18 protein-coding genes are annotated in these 19,336 nt (G+C 44.7%); 8 read left to right on the top strand and 10 right to left on the bottom strand.

Going from position 1 to position 19,336, the window contains the following annotated elements; translation table 11 throughout:
* Positions 1-53 precede the first annotated feature (53 nt).
* On the bottom strand, positions 54-182 hold the full coding sequence (locus H6F66_RS27245) for a photosystem II reaction center protein Ycf12 (protein WP_190428266.1): 129 nt from the start codon (positions 180-182) through the stop codon (positions 54-56).
* Between the two features lie 215 nt (positions 183-397).
* On the opposite strand from H6F66_RS27245, the gene H6F66_RS27240 reads away from it, so the two are divergent.
* The 5 genes from H6F66_RS27240 (at position 398) to H6F66_RS27220 (ending at position 3,522) form a co-directional block, all read left to right on the top strand.
* Positions 398-748 carry a YkgJ family cysteine cluster protein gene (locus H6F66_RS27240; protein ID WP_190428265.1) on the top strand — a complete coding sequence of 117 codons (351 nt, stop codon included), beginning with the start codon at positions 398-400 and terminating at the stop codon, positions 746-748.
* A gap of 95 nt (positions 749-843) precedes the next feature.
* Positions 844-1,239 (top strand): TMEM165/GDT1 family protein, encoded by a 396-nt coding sequence (locus H6F66_RS27940; RefSeq protein ID WP_190428264.1) that lies wholly within the window; start codon positions 844-846, stop codon positions 1,237-1,239.
* 153 nt (positions 1,240-1,392) lie between these two features.
* Positions 1,393-1,695 (top strand): TMEM165/GDT1 family protein, encoded by a 303-nt coding sequence (locus tag H6F66_RS27230; RefSeq protein ID WP_190428263.1) that lies wholly within the window; start codon positions 1,393-1,395, stop codon positions 1,693-1,695.
* Positions 1,696-1,827: 132 nt separating this feature from the next.
* A complete protein-coding gene (locus tag H6F66_RS27225) occupies positions 1,828-3,015 on the top strand; it encodes a serine/threonine-protein kinase (protein ID WP_190428262.1) in 1,188 nt (395 codons plus the stop codon).
* 93 nt (positions 3,016-3,108) lie between these two features.
* On the top strand, positions 3,109-3,522 hold the full coding sequence (locus H6F66_RS27220; RefSeq protein ID WP_190428261.1) for a hypothetical protein: 414 nt from the start codon (positions 3,109-3,111) through the stop codon (positions 3,520-3,522).
* A gap of 52 nt (positions 3,523-3,574) precedes the next feature.
* Here H6F66_RS27220 and H6F66_RS27215 read toward each other — a convergent pair whose 3' ends face one another.
* The 3 genes from H6F66_RS27215 to H6F66_RS27205 form a co-directional block, all read right to left on the bottom strand.
* Positions 3,575-7,291, bottom strand: coding sequence for a DNA polymerase III subunit alpha (locus H6F66_RS27215; protein WP_190428260.1), 3,717 nt, complete (start codon positions 7,289-7,291; stop codon positions 3,575-3,577).
* Between the two features lie 189 nt (positions 7,292-7,480).
* Positions 7,481-8,941, bottom strand: a complete 1,461-nt coding sequence (gatA, locus tag H6F66_RS27210; protein ID WP_190428259.1) for an Asp-tRNA(Asn)/Glu-tRNA(Gln) amidotransferase subunit GatA — start codon at positions 8,939-8,941, stop codon at positions 7,481-7,483.
* 85 nt (positions 8,942-9,026) lie between these two features.
* Positions 9,027-9,263 carry a hypothetical protein gene (locus H6F66_RS27205; RefSeq protein WP_190428258.1) on the bottom strand — a complete coding sequence of 79 codons (237 nt, stop codon included), beginning with the start codon at positions 9,261-9,263 and terminating at the stop codon, positions 9,027-9,029.
* 59 nt (positions 9,264-9,322) lie between these two features.
* Here H6F66_RS27205 and H6F66_RS27200 point away from each other — a divergent pair, with 59 nt between their 5' ends.
* The 3 genes from H6F66_RS27200 to H6F66_RS27190 all read left to right on the top strand — a co-directional run bounded on the left by H6F66_RS27200 (position 9,323) and on the right by H6F66_RS27190 (position 12,011).
* Entirely contained in the window at positions 9,323-10,069 is a 747-nt protein-coding gene (locus tag H6F66_RS27200; RefSeq protein ID WP_199295093.1) for a thioredoxin domain-containing protein, read from the top strand.
* A gap of 299 nt (positions 10,070-10,368) precedes the next feature.
* Positions 10,369-11,070 carry a CAP domain-containing protein gene (locus tag H6F66_RS27195; RefSeq protein ID WP_190428255.1) on the top strand — a complete coding sequence of 234 codons (702 nt, stop codon included), beginning with the start codon at positions 10,369-10,371 and terminating at the stop codon, positions 11,068-11,070.
* 95 nt (positions 11,071-11,165) lie between these two features.
* Positions 11,166-12,011 carry an alpha/beta hydrolase gene (locus tag H6F66_RS27190; protein ID WP_199295089.1) on the top strand — a complete coding sequence of 282 codons (846 nt, stop codon included), beginning with the start codon at positions 11,166-11,168 and terminating at the stop codon, positions 12,009-12,011.
* Positions 12,012-12,118: 107 nt separating this feature from the next.
* Here the strand turns inward: H6F66_RS27190 and H6F66_RS27185 are convergent, their stop codons facing one another.
* The 6 genes from H6F66_RS27185 to H6F66_RS27160 all read right to left on the bottom strand — a co-directional run bounded on the left by H6F66_RS27185 (position 12,119) and on the right by H6F66_RS27160 (position 18,916).
* Positions 12,119-12,403, bottom strand: a complete 285-nt coding sequence (locus H6F66_RS27185; protein ID WP_190428252.1) for a DUF1816 domain-containing protein — start codon at positions 12,401-12,403, stop codon at positions 12,119-12,121.
* A 108-nt stretch (positions 12,404-12,511) separates the two neighbouring features.
* Complete coding sequence (rlmB, locus tag H6F66_RS27180; RefSeq protein WP_347269434.1) at positions 12,512-13,444, bottom strand: 23S rRNA (guanosine(2251)-2'-O)-methyltransferase RlmB; 933 nt, start codon at positions 13,442-13,444, stop codon at positions 12,512-12,514.
* Positions 13,445-13,790: 346 nt separating this feature from the next.
* Positions 13,791-14,207 (bottom strand): ribonuclease III domain-containing protein, encoded by a 417-nt coding sequence (locus H6F66_RS27175; protein WP_190428332.1) that lies wholly within the window; start codon positions 14,205-14,207, stop codon positions 13,791-13,793.
* Positions 14,208-14,382: 175 nt separating this feature from the next.
* On the bottom strand, positions 14,383-14,751 hold the full coding sequence (locus H6F66_RS27170; protein WP_190428330.1) for an STAS domain-containing protein: 369 nt from the start codon (positions 14,749-14,751) through the stop codon (positions 14,383-14,385).
* Positions 14,752-14,823: 72 nt separating this feature from the next.
* On the bottom strand, positions 14,824-15,969 hold the full coding sequence (gene carA / locus H6F66_RS27165; protein WP_190428248.1) for a glutamine-hydrolyzing carbamoyl-phosphate synthase small subunit: 1,146 nt from the start codon (positions 15,967-15,969) through the stop codon (positions 14,824-14,826).
* A gap of 349 nt (positions 15,970-16,318) precedes the next feature.
* Complete coding sequence (locus H6F66_RS27160; protein WP_190428240.1) at positions 16,319-18,916, bottom strand: ATP-binding protein; 2,598 nt, start codon at positions 18,914-18,916, stop codon at positions 16,319-16,321.
* Positions 18,917-19,336 lie beyond the last annotated feature (420 nt).

Raw genomic sequence — 19,336 nt, 5'->3', positions numbered from 1 at the left:
CCCTTAGCGATCCTTTGCGTTTAAGATTCACTTTGGTTACAAACGCTGGGAATTTAGAGGTCGCCGTTGCGAAATGCCAGCACGAAAATGACCGCTGGGCCAGCAAGCATGATTAGTGCCACAAAGGTGAGCTGAGCAATTACTTCCCAGTTGAGGTTGCCTAAAGAGCTGAAAAATTCCATGTTTCCTGCCTTTGATGAGGGTATTTACTACGTATAGATTTAACTGGCAAAGCTGGAAATTTTGCCATCTAATCTTACCTAGCGATCGCTCCTTTATTAAAGCAACTTTACAAAAGTATAAGAAACGAGAGGAATTGCGGGTAGCCGTCTTGAACAGCTGCCAACGAAAAACCGTTAAGCTCAAGAAACGAGAACTTTTTGAAAGATTTTGAACAATGGCGACTTGGGGCTGTGTTAAGCAATGTGGAGCCTGCTGTCATCTTGACCCAGCAGACCGACCAGACTTGGATGAGTATCTTACCCCAGATGAGTTACAGCTTTATCTGAGCATGGTGGGGGAAGGGGGATGGTGCGTGAATTTTGACCATGCGGCGCGAGAATGCCGGATCTATGCAGACCGTCCTCGCTTCTGTCGGGTGCAGTCAGATGTTTTTGAGGATTTATATGGTGTTGAACCAGAGGAGTTGAACGACTTTGCGATTGAATGTTGTCGCGAGCAGATTGAAGGGGTTTATGGCGATCGCTCTTTAGAAATGATCCGCTTTAACAGCGAAGTTGGCTTCTGAGAAGGCTTTGTAATTTAAAAAGCTTGATATTTCGACACACATCTGAGAAAATGAAAAGAATATGAAAACTATGCAGCGTTAAGCAGAACTAAAGAGTGAAACTATCCACATTGCCTCCCAGCTTGCCTACTTTAGAGCGTCCTATTAAACCAGCGAAATCTGCACAAACGCGCCAGTCTTACCAGAAGCCAGCAGCATCTAAGCTGGAAGGTTTACCCTGGAAAGCCTTCAGTTCGACGTTCTTGACGATATTTTTGGCAGAAATGGGAGACAAAACCCAGATAGCAACTCTGCTGATGAGTGCGGAATCTCAGTCACCGGGGCTAGTTTTTGCAGGTGCAGCAGCGGCACTCATCGCTACAAGTTTACTAGGAGTATTGTTGGGGCGCGCTCTGGCAACCAAGTTCTCGCCGAAAACCCTGGATACGGCAGCCGGAGTTTGTTTGTTGTGCGTTTCTGCGATGCTGTGCTGGGATGTAGTGCATTTTTAAAGCTTTTTCGCTCCCAGGCAGATTCTGGGAATGCTTATAGTGAGGCTTGTTTTCACTGGTGTAGTTGCATTAATTATTGAAGTAGGCACCTCCAAAACAGCGTTACCAGGCTCAGCCTAGTAACGAGGATAAATTAAAAAATAAGAAATAGTTATGGATTGGCACCTTTTAGGAATTAGTTTTATTACGGTATTTTTGGCAGAGATAGGAGATAAGAGCCAATTTGCAGCGATCGCGCTTTCTGGCAGTTCCAAATCTCCCCGCGCTGTATTTTTTGGGACAGTCACAGCACTGCTGTTGGCTAGTTTACTGGGAGTTCTGGCAGGAGAAGGCGTATCGGTGCTGTTTCCGGCGCGGATGTTGAAAGCGATCGCGGCAATTGGATTTGCCCTGATTGCTATGCGCCTGCTGTGGCCCGATGCCAACTCGTCAGAAGAATCGGAAGAGACACTATAACATTTGTCATTTTCTTAAACCCGCGTCCGTGGGCTTTATTTGTGTAGCTCCATTTAGTCTCTTGGGCGCTTTTTCTTACGGGAAAACATAGGAAAGACTTAATATAGAGTCATCCGCTGATTGCTTCCCATTATGAGCTATTGCCTCAATCCCACTTGCCCAAATCCCCAGAATCCTACTGATACAAAGTTTTGTATCACTTGTGGCACCAAATTGCTGCTCAAAGAGCGCTACCGTGCTATCAAACCAATTGGACAGGGAGGCTTTGGCAGAACTTTTTTGGCAGTGGATGAAGACAAACCCTCAAAACCGCCCTGCGTTATTAAGCAATTTTATCCCCAAGCCCAAGGCACCAGCACCGTTCAAAAGGCAGTTGAGTTATTTAATCAAGAAGCGGTGCGACTGGATGAACTAGGCAAACATCCCCAGATTCCAGAACTGCTGGCATATTTTACCCAAGACGATCGGCAGTATTTGGTGCAAGAATTTATCGACGGGCAAAATTTAGCCGAAGAACTATCAAAGGTCGGTGCATTTAATGAAACTCAGATTCTCCAATTGTTAAACGATCTATTACCTGTGCTGCAATTTGTCCACAATCATCAGGTAATTCATCGGGATATTAAGCCAGAAAATATTATTAGGAGAAGCCGAGACACACGTCTGGTTATTGTAGATTTTGGCGCTTCTAAATTTGCCACAGGGGCCGCCCTACTGAAAACCGGAACCAGCATTGGCAGCCCCGAATATGTAGCACCAGAACAAGCTAGAGGCAAAGCTACCTTTGTCAGCGATATTTATAGTTTGGGAGTCACCTGCATTCATTTATTAACCCAGATGTCTCCATTTGACTTATATGATATCAACGAAGATGCCTGGGTATGGCGACAATTCTTAACTTTTAAAGTCAGCGGTTTTTTAGGTAAAATTTTAGACAAAATGCTGCAAACTGCTGTTAGTCGGCGCTATCAATCAGCAGCCGAAGTCCTTAAAGACTTGAATCAAGAGCAGAAGCAAGCAACAACACCAACAGTTGCGACACCCGCAAAGCCTGTTCATCAATCACCACCAGCGATAACACCCGTTGTCACAACCTCAGCTAGCAAGTCTAAAAGCCTAGTTGATGACGAATTGGCAGAGATGCGATCGCAGTTTCTGGAAGCTAGCACCTCTAAGAACGAAAATCAAAAATCTACTCCCCAAAAACCTTCATCCCCTAATCCTGCACAATCAAAAAGCCAAGTTGATCTGGAATTGGAAGAATTAAAATCTCAGTTTCTAGGCTCTCCAAAACCCAAAAAACCGCCAACTCAGACTTAGCAAAGTTATATTTTGTAGGGTAGACTATACTTACTATAAAAAATTAACTTTTAGAGGTTACAATATCCTTTTTTAAGCTTTCCGAGAAAGTTAATGAACTTGAAAAATTATCATTGTCAATGGATTCCATTCATAGTGCTTTTACTCGGCTTAACTCTTTCTAGTTGTACTCAAGAAGCTAACGTACCTGTAACTAATAATTCTCCCAACTCACCTACTTCTGAAACTGCTTCGCCTTCTCCTTCGGTAGATGAAAATAAAGCTTCCCCTAGTTCATCTGGTAAAGCTACATCTGAAAAATTAGGTGTTTCGCCTCAAGGAAATAATTGCCCAAGTAATGCGCCGATTAAGGGGAGAAATACCAAAAAACGAGGTAAAGTCTACACCGGGACAAAGGCGAAAAATTACGACAAAATCAAGCCCGATATCTGTTTTCCAAGCCGGAAAATAGCTGACCAAGCTGGCTACAAATCTCCCAAAGAACTGAAGGAGAACGAAGTCAACTAAAATCAATGGAATCCCTCGCCGTTTTATTTCCTCTTGTAGATGACGAGAAAATTTAATAGTCATAGGACGAGTATTCTCCACTCGTCACAGCCTTAACGCGGGCAGTAAAACCAGCGGATCTAAGAGCATCAACAGTACGTTTGTGATTTTGCACCCAGAATGCTTGTCCCAGGCGCACAAACTTGCGCTCGTATTCACCCGCCACAACTCCAATCACCGGAACTTTTGCTTTACTCTTGTCGCCTGAATGTTCTTCCAAAAGAATTAGCAGGTGCTTAAGTTTTGCCTCATCATTAATTCGCTCAGGTGTCAGTTCCACCATCACCAAATGCTCAGCATCAATTCTCACATTATCCTCATGGTGATTCTTTGGTTGTTCTGAAAAAGTTGTTTCCTGGGGCTGGAATTCAGGTTCCTCTTCTACTGGCGGCGGTGTTACTTCCGCTATTACCAATTGCTCCGCTGTAATCAGCTTAATTTCTTCCACAATTACTTGCATCTGATCTTCTCGCCGATCCGCTTTGCCAAAGATAATTAGAGGCGTATCTGTTACTAATAAGGAATTGATTATTTCATAAGTTTGGGGAAAGACTACAGCTGAGGTTTGACCTGTTATGTCTTCCATTTGTAGAATCGCCATACGCTCATTCTTTTTAGTAGTCACCTGCTTGACTTCTGTGAGCATTACAATAACAGTGACCTTCGACTTCGCCCGCGCATTTTCCAGTTGGCTGAGATTGATAGGGGCAGGATCTAACCCCTCGGCTAATTTTTCTACCGATTTAAGAGGATGGTCAGTAACATAGAAGCCCAGCAGTTGTTTTTCCATCTGCAACTTCTCTGTTTTGGAAAAATCTTTCACCGGAGGCGCTTTGGGAGCAGATTCAAAAGCAGGACTAGCCTTGTCTTGAGTGGAGGTCGTCCCCCCAAAAAAGTCAAACAGATTTCCCTGACCGATTTCTCGGTCTTTGGCGCGGGATTGCGCCCAATCTACTACTAAGGGGAGGTCATGGATTAATTGGTTTCGATTCGTTTCGATACTATCAAAAGCACCGCATTGGATCAAAGCTTCTAAGGAGCTTTTTTTGACAGCATGGAGGTTGACGCGATCGCATAAATCAGCCAATGACTTAAAATTTCCCCCCTGATCTCGTTCTGCCAAAATACACTCAATCGCTCCCAAACCTAAACTCTTCACCGCAGACAACCCAAACAAAATCTTTCCTTGCGACGGCGTAAAATCTACAAGAGAGCGATTAATATCCGGTTGTTCCACCTTAATTCCCATAGCCAAACAGTTAGCAACATATTTCTGTACCTTATCGGTATCGCCACTGTTAGCCGTCAGCAACGCCGCCATATATTCAACCGGATAATTTGCCTTTAAAAAAGCAGTTTGATAAGTAACATAAGCATAAGCAGTTGAATGGGATTTGTTAAAACAGTACTCGGCGAACTTCACCATCTGTTCAAATAAATCTTCAGCCAGTGTGCTTACAATCCCGTTTTTCGTAGCTCCATCAATAAAAAGTTGCCGCTGCTTCTCCATCTCATCAGCTTTTTTCTTACCCATTGCGCGGCGTAATAAGTCAGCTTGACCTAAAGAATATCCAGCCAAATCTTGAGCCATCTTCATAATTTGCTCTTGATAAACAAGAACACCATACGTTTCCTCAAGAATTGGTTTTAATAACTGATTTGCATAGACAATTTCTTCTCTTCCATGTTTACGATTAATAAACAAAGGAATTAGTCCAGCGTCTAATGGTCCCGGTCTATATAGAGCTAGAATTGAGGAAATATCTTCTATGTTCGATGGTTTCAGATCGCGCACTATCTGGCGCATTCCCGACGACTCTAGCTGAAAAATCCCTTCTAAATCACCTTCTTCTAACTTTTTATAGGTACTATCAACTCCTTTTGGTCGTTTATTAAGTTCGCCTTTTGATAAAATTTTATAAGCTTTTCTTTCCTCAGATGTTACATCATCAGGATCTATATCGATATTTCGATGCTTCTTAATCAAATCAATCGTATTTTGGATAATCGTTAAGTTTCTCAACCCTAGAAAATCCATCTTTAACAATCCTAGTGATTCCAAATCCTCCATGAAATACTGGGTAATTACAGAGCCGTCATTATTCTTTTGCAGCGGTACAATTTCATCTAGCGCTTGCTTGGAAATAACTACACCAGCGGCGTGTACCCCAAAGGTTTTGTTTGTACCTTCAATCCGCATTGCCATATCAACCCAATGGCGAACTGTTTCCTCTGATAGGTACTTTTCTCTAAACTCTGGTGCGGGTGAATCCTCAGAAATCATTACTTTGAGTTTGGTTGGCTTTCCTCGCACCACGGGGATTAATTTCGCCATTTTGTCTGCTTCCCCATAGGGGATATTTAATACTCTGGCGACATCTTTTAAAACTGCTTTAGATGTTAAACGGTTGAAGGTAATAATTTGTGCTACTCGCTCTTTCCCATACTTTTCGGTAACGTACTGAATTACGTCATCCCGTCTTTCGATGCAGAAATCTGTGTCAATATCAGGCATAGATTTCCGTTCTGGATTTAGAAATCGCTCGAATAGCAGCCCATGATGTACTGGGTCAATATTAGTAATTTTTAAGGCGTAAGCTACGAGAGAACCAGCAGCAGAACCACGTCCTGGCCCTACGGGAATGCCATGATCCCTGGCGTATTTGATGTAATCCCAAACTACTAAAAAGTAAGTAGAAAAACCCATCTGCTGAATCATTTTCAATTCATAATCCAGCCGTTCTCGATAAACTGAGCCAAGGTCTAAATAAGAACGAACTTTAAATCTTTCTCGCAGTCCTTCTCTGGCAGTTTCTTCTAAATAGGTGTCAATTGTATAACCTGATGGGATAGGATAGTCGGGAAGGCGTGGCTCGTCGAAAATTTTGTATTGCTGGATTTTTTCAGCGACTTCCAGGGTATTTGCGATCGCATCCTCAATTACCTCGTCCGGTAGATGATCTCGAAACAGTTGTTTCATCTCTTCAGCAGACTTAAGATACTCAGTCCCGCTGTAGCGCATCCGATTATCTTCGGAAATTAATTTCCCCGTCTGAATACATAATAGCGCGTCGTGCGCTTCTACATCGTTGCAGGAGATAAAATGCGAATCATTCGTAGCAATAATTTTAATGTCTAGTTCCCGCGCAATTTTGACAATTTCAACGTTAACAAGTCTGTCTTCCTGAGAACCATGATCTTGAATTTCTAAATAAAAGTCTTCGCCAAAAACATCTTTGTACTCTTTAGCAACTCGGCGAGCGATATCTGGCTTCTCTTGGAGAATTGCTTGGGGAATTTCACCGCCTAAACAAGCACTGGTGACAATTAAACCTTCCCGATACTCTTTTAAAAGTTCTTTGTTAACGCAAGGACGCGAAAATATTCCTTTGCCTTGAACCCCTTCTAAATGAGAAATTGTTGTTAATTTAACTAAATTTTTGTAGCCTTGAGTATTTTTAGCTAATACGACTTGGTGATATTTTTTTCTACCTCGCTTTTGTTCTTTAATATCGCCATTTACTACATACATTTCATTGCCAATAATTGGCTTGATTGTTTTACCGCGACAAACTTTTATTAGTTCAATTGCGCCATACATAACGCCATGATCCGTGAGAGCGATCGCAGGCATTCCTAATTTTATTGCTTGATTTACCAATTCGGGTAACTGACTAGCACCATCAAGCAGACTGTAATCACTGTGAATATGTAAACCTACGAAAGACATATTATTTTACTAATTACTAATTGGTTTCCTAGTTCCCAAGCTTAGCTTGGGAATGATTACAGGAGGCAGAGCCTCCTAGGAGCGTCTATTTACAATAAGGGTGGGTTCTTATTCCTAACTTGTTTATACTTCGAGCGAGAGCCTCTAGAATTGCGTTCCCAGGCTCTAGCCTGGGAACGAGAAAGATAGCTAATCTAGTTGCGGCGTGCGTAGATGCCAATCAGTAGATTGCTCATAGGCATATGCTACTTGCAAAAGTAAATCTTCTCGCAAAACATTGCTAATCAATTGCACTCCAATCGGCAATCCCTTTTCATCAAAACCACAGGGTACACTTAAACCAGGCAACCCAGCAAGATTTAGCGGGATAGTCATCAGGTCATTCAAATACATACCCAACGGATCTTCTGTGTTTTCTCCTACTTTGAAAGCAGTTGTAGGAGCAGTGGGACATACTAAAATATCAACTTTTTCAAAAGCCCGCAGAAAGTCTTGTTTAATCAAGGTGCGGACTTTTTGGGCTTTGAGATAATAGGCGTCGTAGTAACCCGCTGAGAGAGCATAAGTACCCAACATGATCCGGCGCTTGACTTCCTTACCGAAACCAGCGGCGCGAGTTTGGGTGTACATCGATAGAAGATTGTCGGCGTTTGGTGTACGGAAGCCGTACTTGACTCCATCGTAGCGGGCGAGATTAGCGGATGCTTCAGAAGGAGCAATAACGTAATAGGTGGGCAAACCGTAGCGGAAGCGGGGACAAGAAATTTCTTGAATTTCCGCTCCCAAATTTTGCAGTTGCTCAATAGCTTTGGTAACAGCTTGCCACACAGTTGAGTCTAAACCTTCGCCAAAGGTTTCTTTAATAAAACCAACTCGCAACTGACCTCTGGGTTTGAAATTTGGTCTGAGAGCTTTGGCGTAGTCTGGGATTTCGACTTTGAGACTGGTAGAATCTTTGGGATCGTAACCTGCGATCGCTCTCAATAAAATCGCTGTATCTTCTACTGTGCGTCCAAAGGGGCCAATCTGATCCAACGAAGAAGCGAAAGCCACCAACCCAAAACGGGAAACTAACCCATAAGTAGGTTTCATCCCGACAACGCCACAGAAAGACGCTGGTTGACGAATAGAGCCACCTGTATCAGAACCGATAGCTACAACACACTCTTTTGCCGCCACCGCCGCCGCTGAACCGCCAGAAGACCCTCCCGGCACGCGATCCAAATCCCAAGGGTTAGCAGTGACTTGATAGGCTGAGTTTTCCGTAGAACTACCCATCGCAAACTCATCGAGATTGGTTTTCCCCACCATGACTGCACCAGCGTCAGCCAGTTTTTGCGTCACCGTTGACTCGTAAGGCGGGACAAAATTTTCCAACATCTTCGAGGCGCAGGTAGTGGGAATCCCCTGCGTACACATATTGTCCTTAATGCCAATAGGAATCCCCGCCAGCAGCCCAATTTCTTCCCCAGCGGCGATTTTGGCATCCACTGCACGAGCCTGTTGCAATGCTCTATCTGCTGTTACGCACAAAAAACTATGCAATTTCGGCTCTAGCGCCTGAATACGGTCTAAAGCTTCTTGGGTAATTTCTACAGCTGAGCGTTCTTTGCGAATGAGTTGTTTATGCAACTCGCGGATGGATGCCATGCCATGACCTCGTTTCGATTCACCGTCTAGATTTTTAGTATAGGTTACGCCAAAGACGCGATCGCTTTCTTGTTGCTATGATTCCCTACTGAGACAGTCGAAATCCTTTTGCCGTGCGGATTTTACAGTTGATTAGCCGTAAATATTGAACCCGTCCCCGCTTTCCCGCTTCCGGGGAGGGTTTGGGGGTGATATTGCGGAAAATTATGGGAATTAACCGGCGATCGCGCTTCGTATCAGTATTTTTATTGGGAAGCGATCGCGTCCCTATCATTGTTCCGCCACCCCGCAAGTCGAGCATACTGGATCGTGTTAGCAACATCAGCCAGGTAATTTATGCGTCGAGTTCAACTTTGGGCGATCGCCCCCACTTTCTTCCTAATGGCGGCTAAGAAAGCATTGAAACTAGCAATGTTGTTATTGTGTCTAGCATTGTTCGCCTGGTCAACGCCAGCGCAAGCAGCTAGCCAAACCAGTCCGCGATTGGAAGAGCAAGTTTTACAGATTATTCGCAAGCACCCAGAAGTAATTCTGGAATCTGTTCAGGCATACCAACAGCAGCAACAACAGCAGGTTCAGCAAGCACAGCAAGCATTTTTGCAAGATTTAAAAACTAATACTAAAGCGGTGATTGGAGAATCTCCCACTACTGGGGCAATTGATTCCAAGGTTGTGCTGATTGAGTTCTCAGATTTTCAATGTCCATATTGTGCCGAAGCTCATAAAACACTGAAGCAATTGATAGAAAAGCATCCAGGCGAAATCGCTTTAGTGTACAAGCATTTTCCCCTTACTCCAATTCATCCTGAAGCCATGTTAGCTGCTAAAGCTGCTTGGGCTGCAAGTCAGCAGGGAAAATTCTGGGAGTACGAAGACGCGCTCTTTACCCAACAAGACAAATTGGGTGAGGATTTGTATCAGGATATTGCCCAAAAGTTGAATCTTGATTTGGAGAAGTTTGAGGACGATCGTATTCTTGCGGATACCGCCATCCAAGAAGATATTCAACTTGCTGAATCTTTGGGGCTTTCTGGCACACCCTTTTTTGTGATAAATGGCGAAACTTTCTCAGGTGCGGTGCAGCTATCAGATATCGAGAACGTATTAGCTAGTGTAAACAAATCTTGAAGTAATTTGGGCATTTGATTCGATTTTGAGCGATTGCTTGTATATTGCGATCGCTCACAAACTGAATTTAAGATTTCTGAAGTTTGAGGGCGATCGCCTCTGGTTAACAAGGAACAAAAACACTTTTACAGAAGTAGCAGCTAAAAAAATGTGGTAAAAAGATAAATTTAGCGTTGGATAAGTTCTAAATTTTAGAGTAACGTTTATTTTTATTAAATTCGGAAACTTTAGGAAGCTGCTGTCAATCTATTTGATATAGACAGCGTTATTTCTCTTGTCAGGAAATTGTAAGGTGATTTATGCGTCGGATTCTATTTATGGCATTTGCCCCTATCACTGTACTGGCGACCTTCTTTCATTCAGTTTTTCCCTCTAGCCCATCTCTGGCAGGTGTTCCAATACCTACTCAAGGAGGATCTACTTTGTTGGCACAAGCGAGTTATCTTTCGCCTTTGGAACAAGCGGTAATTGTGGAAATGAATAAGGCGCGGACAAATCCCGCCGCTTATGTTGCTGTGTTGGAAAAGTATAAAAAGAGCTTTGTTGATAGCAAGCGAGTTAAATTGCCTGGTAACGTCTATTTGCAGACTCAGGAAGGCGTGAGGGCAGTTGATGAGGCGATCGCGTTCTTAAAATCAGCCAAACCTGTGTCAGCGTTGAGTGCGTCCAAAGGGATGTCTTTAGGTGCGAAGGATCTCGTCAAAGACCAAGGCCCAAGGGGTACGACAGGACACACGGGAAGCGATCGCAGTACCCCCTTTACTCGCATCAACCGCTATGGTTCTTGGCAAACCACCGCCGGGGAAAACATCAGCTACGGTTCTAGCACAGCCCAAGATATTGTGATGCAATTAATTATTGATGATGGAGTGAGCGATCGCGGTCACAGAAAAAATATCTTTAACTCCGCTTTTAAGGTAGCTGGGGTGGGCTTCGGTTCTCATGCTAAATACAGAAATATGTGCGTCATTACATACGCTGGAGGATATAAAGACAAATAGTTGAGATGGTAATTGAGAAAGGCAAAAGGCTCTCATGCAAAATGAAAAAGTGAAGAATTATTTTGCCTTTTACCTTTTACATGAGAACCTTATTTATGCCTTACACTTCTTCCCCAGCTCATCACCTCAGCGTCCGCGTCCAAGGAGAGGGGTTTCCCATTCTGTGCTTGCACGGTCATCCCGGCAATGGTCGCAGTATGTCTATCTTTACTAACCACCTCGAAAATCGTTTCAAAACTATCGCCCCAGACCTCCGGGGATATGGCAGTAGTCGCTTCAATGGGGATTTTACTATGGGCGACCATTTGGTTGACCTGGAGGCGCTTCTAGACCGCTTACAAATCGAACGCTGTTTGATACTAGGATGGTCGTTGGGGGGAATATTGGCGATGGAGTTGGCGCTGGGGCTAAAAGAGCGAGTTAGCGGTCTAATTTTAATTGGGACAGCGGCTCGTCCCCGTGGCAGTCATCCGCCGATTAGTTGGCAGGATAATTTTTACACGGGGCTGGCTTCGATTTTGAATCGCATACAGCCTGGGTGGGAGTGGAATATTGAGACGTTTGGGAAGCGATCGCTCTACCGCTATCTAATCCAGCAACACACGCCGAGTACCTACAATTACCTGGCATTAGAGGCAATGTCAGCTTATTTACAAACCTCGGCTGCTGCCAATCGCGCCCTCAACACAGCCCTGAGAACTGGGTATAACCGACTGGCAGACCTAGAGCAGATTCCTTGTCCGAGTTTGATGCTGGCTGGTGAATGCGATCGCCATATCACCCCAGTTTCAAGCTTAGAAACTGCTCGCCACCTCAAGGATTGTGAATGGCATTGCTATCCCAACACCGCTCATTTATTCCCGTGGGAGATTCCCGATCTGGTCAACAAAGACATTGACAACTGGCTCGACACCCACCCCCAGGTAGTAATGCCTGCCTGAGCCTAATTCAAATCTGGGTTTGCTACCCACTTCTAAAGCTCGCTACCTAGCGGGCTTTGTTTATCTAATCCCATTCGGTCTGAGGGTTAATTGAGACGAAGCAAATACTAAGAAAGCTGACCGCTAAAAGTAGGTGTTCTTTTGCGGTCAAAACGCTCCCCCGAATCGTCGTAAATGGTTAGCTTCTCTGGCTTACAGCGCTTCACTACCACCTTAATACCATTGGCACTTTCGTGTTCTAGGTCTTCGATGTAACCAGCCTTGGCTGCGTGGGCTTCTTGGCTGCTGATGAAAGGGCCAAAGTAGTAAGTACAACGAGGGTTGTCAGTGACAATCTCAACCCACCAAGCCCGTCCAAAGAAGTGGAGAATGCTAATCAAGAATTCCTTCATAGTCTTTGCCTGTTTTAGGGGATGCGATGCTATTTTCTAAATGTGCTATTGTTTACACTTTGTTATACTCTGACATGATTCTTTTTTGAAGAGTCTTGTGACAGATTATCAAAGGTAGATTTTATTTGACCAGCGTTGACGGTAAATTTCATAAAGAGCCATTGCCGCCGCCACTGAAGCATTCAAGCTAGGAGTCTGTCCCTGTAAGGGAATGGAAACCAGGAAGTCACAGCAGCGTTGTGTCAGCAAACTCAGACCTTCACCCTCAGAACCAACTACTAATACTACTGGCCCAGTGAATTGAGTTGTGTGTACCATTTGACTACCTTCGGCGGCAGTGCCGTAAATCCAAAAGCCAGCTGCTTTTAATTCTTCCAAGGCGCGAGACAGATTGACGACTCTGGCCACTGAAAAACTTTCTAAAGCTCCAGCTGACACTTTCATCACAGCTGATGTGATACCTACTGCCCGTCGTTGGGGGATCACTAATCCCTGCGCTCCCAAGGCTTCTGCTGTGCGAATAATTGCTCCCAGGTTATGGGGATCGGTAATGCCATCCGCTACTAACAAGACTGGCTGTTCTGAGACGGATTTGGCATTGGCGATTAAGTCGCCCAATTCAGCGTAAGTATAGGGAGCGACTTGAGCCGCTACTCCTTGGTGATTGGCTTGGTTGGTAATTTGATCTAAGCGTCTCGGTTCTACTTCGTCAATTACGGCTCCCCTTTCTTTGGCTTGCAATAGCAAGGTATGAAAGCGAGGATCGTAGCGCAGGTTGGGAAGTATCCAAATCCGGTTAAGCTGGCGCTGGTTTTCTAGAGCTGTGAGGACAGGATGCCGACCATAAATCATGTCTGTTTCTTCCTCTGGGGGCGAAGAAACAGCGCGATCGCGTAGGGAAGCGGCTGGGTTAGCAGCATCACTTGAGTATCTCCCTCTTGGCGGCTTTTCGCGCCCCGTTCTCACGAACTTCCCTCGCTCAGATTTACCTGGGATTGGTGAATGGCGCTCGGAAATTTGGGGTTGGGAATTTCGCTTAATGCCTCGTTCTTTGTGAGTTCCTTCCCTCTTGCTAGGTTCTTTTCCCCAGCCCCCAGTTTCTTCTTTAGAAGGGCGTTTTTCCTTTTCTTGGCTGTGTTCGCGTCGGCTGGGGGGAAGGGGTTTTTCCCCATCGCGTCGCTGGCGAATCGGTTTTACTTGCTCGTGTTTGTCCACAGAACTGCTGTCTATCTCATCCGATTGCTGTTCTTCATCGCGAGAGGGACGTGCGGGGCGACCACGTTGCTCTCCAACACGTTTTGGGAATACGCGCTGGGATAGGATAGGCTTTCCTCGGCTGCTACTTCTGCCTGGAGGGTGGGGGCGGCGTTTTTTATCTGGCATATTGTTAAGAATTTTTGTCTTCTGAAATCGGGTTTAGTTGTAAGTGTTCTAGCAGCTGGGTCAAGCGTTGGGGATCGGTGAGGTAAAGATAGCCCATCAACGTCTCTAAGCTGGTAGCTTGTTGATAAATCTCTGGGTCGAGGCGTTTGCGTCGTCCTGCGGCATTGCGCCCGCGCCGCAAAATTTCTAATTCTGTGTCGGTGAGGTGCGGTTGGAGTTCTTGTAGTGCTTTTGCTTGACTTTCTGCTCTCACCTGCCCTACTACCATGTCGTGATAGGCTTGCGATCGCTTTGGCGGCAGCAGATAAAAGCTGCGGATATATAGTTCATACACCGCGTCCCCCAAATAAGCTAAAGACGCTGGGGAAAGCTGTTGGATTTGAGCTTTTCGATCTACAGCCCATCTTGGGTTAAACCACATCTCGGTTTTGCCCAGTGGCGAGTTAGTCGCCAGGTTATCTAAACGCCCTTCCTCCTCCTGAGTCACCTTGCCCTCTAAATTTTAGCTTTGCACTGAAAATCCCAGTCGTGCCAGTGCTAGAAATTGGTAAGGGCGGGTTGTCAGCCCCGCCCCACCTATCGATTTATCATTCAGCTCAAGGCTGCTTGATCTTCTCCAATGCTGCTTCAACTGAAGGCTGCAACGAGAGAAACTGTTCTAAGCGAACCAGTTTAACGGTTTGAGTCACGCGAGCATTGGTGACAATTTGCAAAGAACCATCAACGCTTTGAGCCTTTTTCACCAGCTGCACTAAAGCGCCTAAGCCAGAGCTGTCCACAAAGTCGATGTTAGAAAGATCCAGAATAACGTGGCTGGGACCTTCCTCAATATACTTGCTGACCACCTTCCGGAACGTGGGTTCCGAGAAAGCATCTAACAAACCCGTGAGGCGGTATAGCTGGTAATTGTCCCTAACTTCGCGAGTGCCTCTTAAGCTTACGGTTAGGGTTAGTGGCTCAGGAATAACACCCTCCTACCTTGGATTGTCCTTAGTCGAGGCTCCATTATAGAACACACAGCTGCTAATTGCTATTGATTAATTTTGGCGATGCGATCGCATTTGCTCAACAAACTGCTCAAACAGATAGTCGGCATCGTGGGGGCCGGGGCTGGCTTCTGGGTGGTACTGTACGGAGAAGAAGGGCAGGGATTTGTGCCGTAAACCAGCTACAGTGAGATCGTTCAGGTTCAGATGGGTTATTTCGACATCTGAGCTTAAGGAATCTGCATCAATGGCAAAGCCGTGATTCTGGCTGGTAATCTCCACCCGCTGTTTTAAACCTGCTGGTTGATTTAAGCCGCGATGACCAAATTTGAGCTTGAAGGTGTCAGCACCCATTGAAAGACCGAGAATTTGGTGTCCCATGCAGATGCCAAAGACGGGTTTCTGGCTTTCTAGCAAGGCTTTGGTGGTTTCGATGCCTTCGGTGACGGCTGCTGGATCGCCTGGGCCATTGGAGAGAAAAATCCCATCCGGGTTGTGTTTGAGAATTTCTTCCGGCGGTGTATTGGCTGGTACAACGATGACGCGGCAACCGTAAGCAGCTAAACGCCGCAGGATGTTGCGTTTGATGCCAAAGTCAATGGCGACAACGGTGAGGGGTTCGCCATCGTTTGACTCAACGCCGGGACTGAATTCCCAACTCGACTCGGTGGGCTCAGACCATTCGTAGACGGTTTGTGTGCTGACTTCCTGAACTAGATTTAATCCTGCCATGCTGGGAGCTTCTTGTACTTTTTTCAGCAATTCGGCAGGATCGAGGATTTCGGTGGAAATAGCGCCGTTCATGGCCCCAGCAGAGCGCAGTCTGCGGGTGAGCGATCGCGTATCGATGCCGTAAATGCCGGGAATGTTGTGTTGTTTCAGGTAGTCGGGTAAGGATTGGGTAGATCGCCAGTTGCTGGGACGTGAGGAGATGTTACGCGCGATCGCGCCTCTGACTTGAGGACGATTTGATTCTTCATCTTCCAGGTTGACACCAGTGTTGCCTAATTCTGGATAAGTGAATGTAACGATCTGACCGCAGTAGCTGGGGTCTGTCAAAACTTCCTGATAGCCAGTTATGCCAGTGTTAAACACCACTTCGCCAATGGCTGTTCCAGAAGCACCAAAAGACCAACCTTTGTAGGACGTGCCATCAGCAAGTACGAGTAAGGCACTTTGAGCAGAAGAAGGAGGCATAAGGTAATGCTGAGTTTTTGGTTGTTAGTTGTTAGTGGTAAGTTATCATCTCACACCCAGTTAGGGTAGAAGTGTGTATTAGGATGCGATCACATCTACGCTCATCTGCTGTTATCTGGTGGCGAGATGACCAAGTTTCGAGGAAGGCGATCGCATCTCACAGATAAGCTTCAGCCCTGAGATTGACAAACTTGACCTCATTAGTTCTCATCTCCCAGTTTTTTTTGAATCAGTCTATTGAATAGAGAAGATTATCCGATTGCTCTCTACTCGGCTATATAGTAATTCTCGGCATTGTGAGCCAGCCCTTCAGATACCCGACTTCTTTAACAAGCCCGATATCTTACCTTCACGAATCATTTATGACTTCTATATTTTCCAATAAAATAGTAAAGCTCGTCCAACCTTCACCACTTTCTACTCTAATTTCTCCCCCCAATTGCTCAACTAACTTTTTCACCAAGGCTAAGCCTAATCCAGTTCCACCTTGTTTCCAAGGGTCTGCATTGGGAACCCGATAAAATTTATCAAAAATATGGGGTATTTCAGTAGTTGGAATCTCTGCTTGATTGCTGACTTCAAAGCTGGTTGTTGATGCAGTATGTTGCGGGTTATATAAATCGATATCCTGTTTGATGTTAAACCGAATTTCACCATTAGATGGAGTGTATTTGCAGGCATTGTTAAGGAGTTCCGCTAAAAGCCGCCCCAAACTATCTGGACTGGACATAATTGGCAGAATGTCAGGCTGTAAATCAATGTTAAAGACTTGTTGACGCTCTTGAATTCGTGATAAAAACGGTTTGATAATGCTAGGTATGTAATCTTGTAGAATTATCGACTCGACAAACACAGGATAACGATTAGCTTCCAGGCGTTGCAAATCCAGCAAGTCGTTGATCAAGTTAGCTTCTCTAGCACACTCAGCTTCTAAAATATCTAGATACTGTTTATGCCGTTCTGGAGTGGGAGCTAGCTTTAGCATACGAATTGCTAGCTTTATATTAGAAATAGGAGTACGAAGTTCGTGGGATACGGTACTCAAAAAGTCATCTTTAAGCTGATGTAGACTTTTTAGCTCTTCTACTTGGGCTTGGGCAGCTTGGTAAAGTCGAGCCTGACGAATAGCGATCGCGCATTGATTTGCAACTTGCTGTAATAATCGAATTTCTAGTTCACTATAGTTATAATTTGGTCGTTGGAATAACCATATATCAGCCAGGATACCCTGGTCATCAAAAACAGGACACGCAAGAATCGCTGCATGAGGGCGACCAAACTTTGGGGCTAATTGACAAAACTGTAAACATTGCCCTTGTAACAGAGATTGATGAATTCCAGATAACTCTTCTAATTCAATCCTAGAACCTTGAGTAGAAGGCCAATGAAGTTGGGCATATTCATAATTGATAACTAACGTTTTTTGCTCTATATCATATAGAGCAGCAGCACAACATTCGGCAGCAAGTACAGAAGCTAACTCTTGGACAACGTTTTGCAAAATCTGTGCTTCATCTAAGTTGTCACGAACTCTGTCTGTAATCCGTTTTAATGTTGCTTCAAAGTCGAGGGATTGCTTTAGCTGAAGTGTCCGTTCTTGTAGTTCGGCTGTTCGCTGTTCAACCCGAAGCTCTAGCTCCTCATTTGCCTTTTCAAGAGCAGTAAAGGATGTTTGCAATTGAGTCGCCATTTGGTTGTAAGCTTGAGCTAGAACTTCTAGTTCGTTAATGCCGTTTACTTTAACAGTTTGGTCTAACTTCCCATTGGCAATTTCCTGAGAGGCAGAGATTAAATGGGCAATCGGTCGGGTAATGTATTGAGAGGTCAACACCCCCATAACTGTAGCGAATATCAATGCCGCTAAACATAGCAAAATCGTGGTTCGTGTGTTGGCTTCTATGTGTTCCATGAAGTCAGCTTCTGGAACCACTACGACGATTACCCACTCCAGCCCGTAGCTATCAGTAAACGGTGTCACCTGTGCAAATTGCTGCTTACCTTCAATTTCAAAGTCAAGCTGCTGGCTATGGCGAATATTATTAAAGTTACCAAAGCGTTCCTTTAAATACTGGGCTGTTAGACGAGTCACAAGATTTCTACTAGCGATCGCTGCCAATCTTTCCCGTTTCTGTTTTCCTTCCTCTTGATGTAAAATGAAAGGCTGCTCAGCCGTTGAGCTTGCTACCAAGTTTCCAGAACGTTCGACAATAAACATTTGTCCAGTGCGACCAATCTTTAAGCCATCCAGGAAATCTCCCAGTTCTGAGAGAGACAATGTTGCATTGGTAACCCCAAGTAAAGTACCTGCGTCATTATAAAAAGGTCGGGTTGCACTGATTGCCAACCCTGATGATGAGAAGTATGGATAAATCTCAGTCCAGGTAGGTTTATTTCCTTTCACAGCCTTTATATACCAGGGGCGAGTGCGAGGATCAAAGGTTGTGTTAACTTGAACTAGCCTGCCGCGATTGCCCTGGCTATCAGTGGTGTAAGTGTGATAATTACTACTGGTTGATTGGTCGATAACTCGGATGACTAATGAACCATCATCAAGCCGATCGACTGAATGAATTTCTCCCTGCTCACTTCCAAAGGCAATCGGACTTAGAGATTTGAATAACTGCATTTGCCGCCAGAAATGACGTTCTAGACGCAAAGAGTTCTGCAAATTCAAATTGCCAGAACGGGCAGAATCGGCGTTTATTTGGGTAACAAGTTGAGGTGTCTCCATATAATCGGAGATATGTTGATGAATTCGGGCTGTAACTTCGCTTCTCAGTTGGGCTGCAACCTCATTGACTGCTTTCTGACCGTTCCTTAAAGAGAAGTATGCTGTTAGCCCGACAGCAACAGAGAGTTGAAAGATAAAGGGAACTATCAGAGCGACACGAAGTGGTACTCTTAATGAACCTTTAAGGATTAAATTCGAGAATGTTTGCAGCCGCATTAGTGCTTCTCAAGATATGCGCTTAAGAGCGAGGGAACTAAAGAATCTCTCAAGTCGGTCTAGATAGTCGAATGTCCCTGTAGAATGCCCTACTTCTAACATAGCTTCCAATTAAGGTAAGGATACATTAAACATCTCCAGAAATTTGACTTCAGCCTAAGCTTGAACAGTATTCCAGTCTAATTTTTGGAGATGTCTATAGTAGTGCTACACAAAATACGAGTCACCAATTAAGGGCAGGGTGGGTATTGCCTACCTTATTTATTTGTAGGACAATCGCTTTCCTTCAGGCTTGGTCATCTCCTCCCCAGGTAACAGGGGATAAAGGCTATAAATGCGATCGCATCTTTATTTATTTAGGTCTAAGAATTTTTTTATATCCAATCTACTAAAGGATAGATGACAATAAAATAGTTGATG

It is taken from the genome of Trichocoleus sp. FACHB-6, assembly GCF_014695815.1.
Classification (GTDB): domain Bacteria; phylum Cyanobacteriota; class Cyanobacteriia; order Cyanobacteriales; family FACHB-T130; genus Funiculus; species Funiculus sociatus.
This window is presented reverse-complemented; position numbering and strand designations above follow the sequence as displayed.

Bases quoted from the DNA above. Each gene is read 5' to 3' on its own strand.
- H6F66_RS27245 (WP_190428266.1), bottom strand. From the start codon at position 182: ATGGAATTTTTCAGCTCTTTAGGCAACCTCAACTGGGAAGTAATTGCT.
- H6F66_RS27240 (WP_190428265.1), top strand. From the start codon at position 398: ATGGCGACTTGGGGCTGTGTTAAGCAATGTGGAGCCTGCTGTCATCTT.
- H6F66_RS27230 (WP_190428263.1), top strand. From the start codon at position 1,393: ATGGATTGGCACCTTTTAGGAATTAGTTTTATTACGGTATTTTTGGCA.
- H6F66_RS27225 (WP_190428262.1), top strand. From the start codon at position 1,828: ATGAGCTATTGCCTCAATCCCACTTGCCCAAATCCCCAGAATCCTACT.
- H6F66_RS27220 (WP_190428261.1), top strand. From the start codon at position 3,109: ATGAACTTGAAAAATTATCATTGTCAATGGATTCCATTCATAGTGCTT.
- H6F66_RS27215 (WP_190428260.1), bottom strand. From the start codon at position 7,291: ATGTCTTTCGTAGGTTTACATATTCACAGTGATTACAGTCTGCTTGAT.
- gatA (WP_190428259.1), bottom strand. From the start codon at position 8,941: ATGGCATCCATCCGCGAGTTGCATAAACAACTCATTCGCAAAGAACGC.
- H6F66_RS27205 (WP_190428258.1), bottom strand. From the start codon at position 9,263: ATGTTGCTAACACGATCCAGTATGCTCGACTTGCGGGGTGGCGGAACA.
- H6F66_RS27200 (WP_199295093.1), top strand. From the start codon at position 9,323: ATGGCGGCTAAGAAAGCATTGAAACTAGCAATGTTGTTATTGTGTCTA.
- H6F66_RS27195 (WP_190428255.1), top strand. From the start codon at position 10,369: ATGCGTCGGATTCTATTTATGGCATTTGCCCCTATCACTGTACTGGCG.
- H6F66_RS27190 (WP_199295089.1), top strand. From the start codon at position 11,166: ATGCCTTACACTTCTTCCCCAGCTCATCACCTCAGCGTCCGCGTCCAA.
- H6F66_RS27185 (WP_190428252.1), bottom strand. From the start codon at position 12,403: ATGAAGGAATTCTTGATTAGCATTCTCCACTTCTTTGGACGGGCTTGG.
- H6F66_RS27175 (WP_190428332.1), bottom strand. From the start codon at position 14,207: ATGTGGTTTAACCCAAGATGGGCTGTAGATCGAAAAGCTCAAATCCAA.
- carA (WP_190428248.1), bottom strand. From the start codon at position 15,969: ATGCCTCCTTCTTCTGCTCAAAGTGCCTTACTCGTACTTGCTGATGGC.
- H6F66_RS27160 (WP_190428240.1), bottom strand. From the start codon at position 18,916: ATGCGGCTGCAAACATTCTCGAATTTAATCCTTAAAGGTTCATTAAGA.